This is a genomic window from Kitasatospora sp. NPDC059088 (assembly GCF_042738155.1).
In the GTDB taxonomy this organism is placed as follows: Bacteria; Actinomycetota; Actinomycetes; order Streptomycetales; family Streptomycetaceae; genus Kitasatospora.
In genome coordinates, this window is record NZ_JBHYGR010000300.1 from 1 (window position 1) to 1,680 (window position 1,680).

The 1,680-nt window shown below is 71.0% G+C and carries 2 protein-coding genes; one reads left to right on the forward strand and one right to left on the reverse strand.

The features are described 5' to 3' along the window. Positions 1–117 precede the first annotated feature (117 nt). On the forward strand, positions 118–609 hold the full coding sequence (locus ACFWXO_RS45485; protein ID WP_380533157.1) for a hypothetical protein: 492 nt from the start codon (positions 118–120) through the stop codon (positions 607–609). Here the strand turns inward: ACFWXO_RS45485 and ACFWXO_RS45490 are convergent. Further along, entirely contained in the window at positions 590–1,483 is an 894-nt protein-coding gene (locus ACFWXO_RS45490; protein WP_380533160.1) for an IS5 family transposase, read from the reverse strand. The genes ACFWXO_RS45485 and ACFWXO_RS45490 overlap by 20 nt on opposite strands. Positions 1,484–1,680: the final 197 nt, after the last annotated feature.

Genomic DNA, 1,680 nt, shown 5'->3' on the forward strand with positions numbered 1-1,680 from the left:
AGAAGCGATTCCCAAACCGAAGGTAGGGTCACGTTTTCCCAGGTGAGGTATGTGGCCGTCTGTCGGTAGGCATGCTCGTGCCGTCGTGTGGGTGCGGGACTGCTTGGGAGGTGACGGATGCCGTCGGTGCTGGGAGTGCTGGAAAGGCGCGAGCGGGTGGCGCTGGCCCGGGCGGAGGAGTTGCGGGCCGAGCTGGAACGGCTTCAAGCCGCTGTCGCTGAGGCGGAGGAAGCCGCGCGGCGCGCGGTCATCGCTCGCGAGGAGATCGTCGCGGCCCTGGCCGAAGCAGCCGAGGAAGCCGGCGCGTCCAGTGCGGCGGTGGATGCGCCGACCGTGGGGGTTGCCGTGCCTCGGGTCGAAGTCCCGCTGTGGCGCGAGGGGTTGGGGGCTGAGGTGCTTCCGCCCGAGTGCGCGCGGATCGTGGCCCTGGTCCAGGAGGACGCCGCCGGTGGCGGGCAGGGAGTGCGGGCGCGGGCGATGCGCGAGCACCTGGGCTGGCCGGCGAGTGACGCGAAGGAACAGGCCGCGCGGTTTCGGGCGAAGCGGCTGGTCGAGCGGGGCTGGTTGAGCGAGGGACGGCCGGGGCTGTTCAGGCCGCGGACCGCTTGACGCGCCGGGGCGCCGGCCGACCGGAGCGGGCCAGGCGGCGGGTGGCCGGGATGCTCGCGGCCCACCACGCCATCGCCTCGGCACTGTCGGTGCGGGTCTCGTAGTCCCGCGCGAGGCGCCGGGCCCGGATCAGGTGGGAGAAACTGCGCTCCACGACCCAGCGTCGCGGCAGCACCACGAACCCGGTGGCGTCGTCACTGCGCTTGACGACGGTCAGCGCGAGGGCCAGAACGGCGTGGGCGAAGGCGACCAGCCAGCCGGTGTAGCCGCCGTCGGCCCAGACCAGGGTGATGCGGCGGTGTTCGGCGCGCAGGCGCTCCAGCAGGTCCCGGCCGGCGTCGTTGTCCTTGACCGAGGCGGCGGTGACCAGCACGGTCAGCAGCAGACCCAGGGTGTCCACCACGATGTGCCGCTTGCGGCCGTTGACCTTCTTCCCGGCGTCGTAGCCGCGGGTGGCCGCGCCGACGGTCGCGTCAGCCTTGACCGACTGCGAGTCGATGATCGCGGCGGTTGGTTCTTCATTCTTCCCGGCCAACTCCCGCAGCGTCTTGCGCAGCCGGCCGTAGAGCTCCTTAACGAAGTCGTTGTCGCGCCAGCGGCGGAAGAACCGGTAAACGGCCCGCCATTTGGGGAAGTCGACCGGAAGGCTGGCCCAGCGCACACCCTCGGCGACCAGGTAGCGCACCGCATCGAGCAGTTGGCGGTGGCAGTAGCCCTCCGGGCGGCCCCCTCGCCCGTTCAGCCAGGCCGGGACGGGCAGCATCGGCCGCACGATCGCCCACTCCGCGTCGGTAAGGTCGGAGCCGTAGCGGCGGGTTCGGTCCGGCTGGTCGGCGGCGTTCCCGAGCCGGTGTGCGAGGCAATCGCACGACATGCCGGAAGTGGACGCGGACGCTGCGGACACGCCACAGTGGGACACCAGGGCCTCCTGGTTGTTCGTTGACTCGACATCACCGAACTGTGCAGGAGGCCCTTCTCCTATGCGCCGACCGCGCAGTGATCACCCGAACGAGCCCAATGCGTGCGGAGTTTCGAGCGGCAGCCGTGCCCCTCGGTTTGGGAAACGCTTCT

What these genes read in the sequence shown, in the direction of transcription:
- ACFWXO_RS45485 (WP_380533157.1), top strand. Translation starts at nt 118, where the DNA reads ATGCCGTCGGTGCTGGGAGTGCTGGAAAGGCGCGAGCGGGTGGCGCTG.
- ACFWXO_RS45490 (WP_380533160.1), bottom strand. Translation starts at nt 1,483, where the DNA reads ATGTCGTGCGATTGCCTCGCACACCGGCTCGGGAACGCCGCCGACCAG.